General features: G+C 62.7%; 4 protein-coding genes and 1 pseudogene. 3 read left to right on the top strand and 2 right to left on the bottom strand.

The annotated features are described in order from the left end of the window. A partial coding sequence (locus BN871_RS25580; RefSeq protein WP_048749949.1) for an aldehyde dehydrogenase family protein occupies positions 1–208 on the top strand: 208 nt, incomplete at its 5' end. 116 nt (positions 209–324) lie between these two features. Here the strand turns inward: BN871_RS25580 and BN871_RS25575 are convergent. Further along, complete coding sequence (locus BN871_RS25575) at positions 325–2166, bottom strand: fibronectin type III domain-containing protein (RefSeq protein ID WP_048749947.1); 1842 nt, start codon at positions 2164–2166, stop codon at positions 325–327. 391 nt (positions 2167–2557) lie between these two features. Between BN871_RS25575 and rsmD the strand changes: the two genes are divergently transcribed. Both rsmD and coaD read left to right on the top strand, forming a co-directional pair. Next, positions 2558–3145 carry a 16S rRNA (guanine(966)-N(2))-methyltransferase RsmD gene (gene rsmD / locus BN871_RS25570; RefSeq protein WP_021881645.1) on the top strand — a complete coding sequence of 196 codons (588 nt, stop codon included), beginning with the start codon at positions 2558–2560 and terminating at the stop codon, positions 3143–3145. Then, on the top strand, positions 3135–3686 hold the full coding sequence (coaD, locus tag BN871_RS25565; RefSeq protein WP_083436665.1) for a pantetheine-phosphate adenylyltransferase: 552 nt from the start codon (positions 3135–3137) through the stop codon (positions 3684–3686). Before rsmD ends, coaD begins: the two co-directional genes overlap by 11 nt. A gap of 18 nt (positions 3687–3704) precedes the next feature. On the opposite strand, the pseudogene BN871_RS28715 reads toward coaD, so the two are convergent. After that, positions 3705–4206: pseudogene (locus BN871_RS28715) on the bottom strand (hypothetical protein); the annotation flags it as partial.

Genomic DNA, 4206 nt, shown 5'->3' with positions numbered 1-4206 from the left:
GGTATTTTCCGGCAAGCGCGCGCATCTGGAAGAGGCCCGGCGCTCCTTCCATGTCGGCAATCTGTACTTGAACCGCAAATGCACCGGCGCTCTCGTCGGCGTGCATCCGTTCGGAGGCTTCAATCTGTCCGGCACGGATTCCAAGGCAGGCGGCAGCGATTATCTGCTGCAGTTCACGCAGGCGAAGGCGGTATCGGAGAAGCTGTAGGAACCTAGAATGATAGAGGCGGCTGCCGCAGCCCAAAAAGTCCGGACCGTCAGCGGGAAAACCGCTTGTGTCCGGACTTTTTCACATTTTTCAAGCCATGATGGATGGCTCGGATTTTAGGCTTGGAGCAGCCAAAGAGCGGGGACATTCGGAGGCTCCCAGCCCTGGAGCGACGTATGCGGCTGGCGGCATGAATACGTCTTGCCGCCGTAGGTGGCGAGGTCGCCGGTTTTGTAGGCGACGCCCGCAGCCCAAGCCTGCGCGCCGGCGGCATCGGTGGACGCCGTCACGGTGGCGGCGGGGGAGACGTTGCCGGCGGCATCCTTGGCCTTGACCGTGAACGTGTAGGAGGTTCCGGCGGTCAAGCCCGATACGGTAATGCTCGTGCCGGTTACCGCCAGCTGCTGGGTGCCGTAGGCGACGGTGTATCCCGTCACGCCGACGTTGTCCGTCGACGCGGTCCAGGACAGAGAAATGGAGGCGGACGTTTTGCCGGTGACGGATAGTCCGCTAGGCGCGGTCGGAGGCGACGTGTCGCCCGAAGCCGCGCTTGTGCGCACATTCAGCGCCGCGCTGGCGGCGGACAGGTTGCCGGCGGCATCCTTCGCCCTGACGGTGAACGAATAGTTTGTATCCGGAGCCAGACCGGTGACGACGGCGGAAGTTCCGGACACATTGAGCTGTACCGTACCGTAGCTCACGACGTATCCGGTGACGCCTGCATTGTCGGTCGAAGCGCTCCAGGACAGCGACACGCTGGTGGAGGAGACGCCAGTCGACGCCAGATTGGCCGGAACGGACGGCGCCTGCGTATCCGGAGCCTGCGGCGCGATCGCGTTCAGATAGGCCCGGTGCTTGGAGGAGAATTCGAAGCCGTTGAATTTGTCCCAATTGATCGACCAGGTCATCAGGCCGCCGAAGTTCGGATAGCCGGTCGAGCTGCCCCTCGTTTTGTACGACGACAGCTGCTTGCCCTTGATGAGGGCGTCGAGAGCCGTCTGCACATCCGCTGCCGAGGTGAATCCGCCGCCGGCATTGCCGTTGGCCGGCAAGCCGAGAACGACCTGTTCCTGCTTGAGGGCAGGGAATACCTGGCTGGCGTTTTTGGCGACGGGGAAGCCGGTCAGCAGCATATCGGCCATCGCGACATGGAAATCGGCGTTGCCCATCGTATGGTATTGGTCGTCGAGGCCGGTGATCGGGCCGGAATTGTAATTTTGCACCTGCAGCCAGTCGAGGATGTCCCGGGTGGCGTGGATGACGGGCAAATAGGCTCCGGCACGGGAGTCGCAGCTGATGCAGCTGCCTCCGTAGAACGAATAGCCGAGCTGGACGAAGAACGTTTCCGGGGCCATCGTCAGAATGAACTTATCGGTTCCGTACTTGCCGTTGATCGACTTCAGGGCGCTGATCAGGTTGACGACGACAGGCGTTGTCGGATTGCGGAAGTCCGAGTCGCCGGCGTTCAAATAGAGGGAATGTCCCTCGAAGTCGACGTCGAGGCCGTCGAAGCCGTATTTGTCGATGATTCCGGTTACCGAGGATACAAAGGCGTCTCTTGCCGCCGCTGTCGCAAGCTGGACTTGTCCGTTGGCGCCACCGATGGAGATGAGCACTTTTTTTCCTTTGCTTTTCAAGTAAGCGACATCCGCCTTGAAGTCCGCTTCGGTATAGTTGTAGGGGGCGAAGCCGATGGTGCCCGTCGCGCTGCCTCCGACCGGCTCCGCGAAGGAAACGTTGACGACGTCGAAGTCCGGCGAGACGTCGCGCAGGCGGATGAAGCCGGAGCCGTTGTCGAAGTTGTGCCAGTAGCCGACGATTTTGTAGCCGCCTGCAGGAGCGGCCGAGGCGCGGGACGGAAATGCGGCCGAGCTCAGAATCGACGCCGCCAGGACGGCCAGGCAGAGCCAGGCGGCCAGCAGCGGTCTTCGCGTCGTGGAAGATGGATAAGCGTACATGATGAAACCTCCTCTAAAGGATTCGGGATTCGGGAAACGGGCTTAGCGCCGCTGCGGTCAAGCGGCTGAACCTGCTCGCGGGCTGCCTGTTTCGGCAGCCGGACCAAGCCTCCTTTCGCAGGAATGGGAACGAGAGGGAAACGAGGCGTCTTCGGCGCCGGGTCCTTGACGCTGATTCTATTATCAGGGGCTCAGACAGCCGGCAGAAGGGAGAAGTTACGATCGTACAGGGGATAATTTCCTCTTGAAAGGCATGGAGAGGCGTCGGCGCATTCCCGGGACAGGCCCGGCGCGGGCAGCCGGGCACGCTTCCAAACGCATCGGCGGTTGTGGTACGATAGCAGGGCAAATGGGCGGCGGAAGCCGTTAGAAGCAGGAGGGGCAGGCACGAATGAGAGTAATCGCGGGCGAGGCCAAGGGCAGGCCGCTGAAGGCGGTGCCGGGCATGAATACGCGTCCGACGACCGACAAGGTGAAGGAAGCCGTGTTCAGCATGATCGGCCCTTATTTTGAAGGGGGATGGGCGCTGGACCTGTTCGCCGGCACGGGAGGCCTGGGCATCGAGGCGCTGAGCCGCGGCATGGACAAGGCGGTCTTCGTCGACCAGGACCGGACGAGCATTGCGGTCGTCAAGGCCAATGTGGAGGCGGCAGGCATGTCCGGGCGCGCCGAAATATATACGAACGACGCCGGAAGGGCGGTCAAGGCGCTCGCGAAGCGGGGAATAGCTTTTGCGGCCGTATTCCTGGATCCGCCTTACCGGCTGACCCATATGGATGCGCAGATGATGGAGCTGCAGGAGCGTCGGCTGCTCGCTGACGATGCGGTGATTGTGGTGGAGCACGACGCAGGGCATGCATACCCCGAAGTCATCGGCGGCTGCCAACAGACGAGAAGAGTGCAATATGGCGAGACGGCCGTGACCGTATACCGGTATCGGCCCGAACAGACGGAGGTTGCGGATGCAGATGGGAACTAATTCGGGCGGTACGCAGGACGGCTTGAAGGAAGAGGACGGATTGATCCTTAGCGGCAGGGTGGCTGTCTACCCGGGAAGCTTCGACCCCGTCACATGCGGGCATCTCGACATCATCCAGCGGGCGGCCAGGCAATTCGATACGGTTATCGTGGCCGTTCTGAACAACACGAGCAAAAACCCGCTGTTCTCCGTCGAGGAGCGTCTCGAGCTGCTGGCGGAGATCACCCGTGACATCCCCAACGTGGAGATCGACAGCTTCCGCGACCTGACCGTCCGCTTCATGCGCTCGCGCGGAGCGCGCACGATCGTGAGGGGCATCCGGTCGGTGACGGACTTCGAATACGAGCTGCAGCTGGCGTCGATGAACCATCAGCTCGACGGCGACATCGAGACGATCTTCATGATGACGAATCCCAAATACTCGTATCTCAGCTCCAGCATCGTCAAGGAGATCGCCCGCTTCCATGGAAGCGTCAAGGATCTCGTTCCGCCGGAAGTCGAGAGGGAGCTTGAACGCAAATACGCAGACCGGCAGCCTTGAGCGGCCGGTCTGTTGCCGCTAGGCTCGGCGGCGCAGTCCGCGGACGGCGGCCGAGAGAAGGAGCAGGGCTGCCAGAACGACGGCCCAGGCTGCGGCGGAATAAGGCAGGGACGGCCAGAGAGAAGCCGGAAGAGCTTGCTCCCAGCCGGATATGCCGGGAATGAGGAAAGCTGGGCGCGCGGATGAAACGGCCGTCTCGGCATAGGAGGCCAGCGCGCTCAGCGGTATCCATAACACGAGCGTCAAGCCGGCGGCGATGGCGGAGGCGAGCAGCCGGGCTCCAGCCAGCGGGAGCAGCCGCAGTCCGGTGCCCGACGACGTTCCGGCCGCTTGGAGCAAGGAGCAGAGCCCGCCCCACGAGAGCGCTGCGGCGATGGCTGCCGTCTGCAGCAGGGAGGACGGCTCGGGAGCGTGCCAGCTGGCGAGGGCGTTCGTGCCGAGATGGACTTCCGCGAGCGAGATCAGGAGCGGCCCTTGAACGGCTTCGGGAAGAAAAGGCTGCAGCAGCCGGATGACGACG

The organism is Paenibacillus sp. P22 (assembly GCF_000469945.2).
Lineage (GTDB): Bacteria > Bacillota > Bacilli > Paenibacillales > Paenibacillaceae > Paenibacillus_O > Paenibacillus_O humicus.
This window is presented reverse-complemented; position numbering and strand designations above follow the sequence as displayed.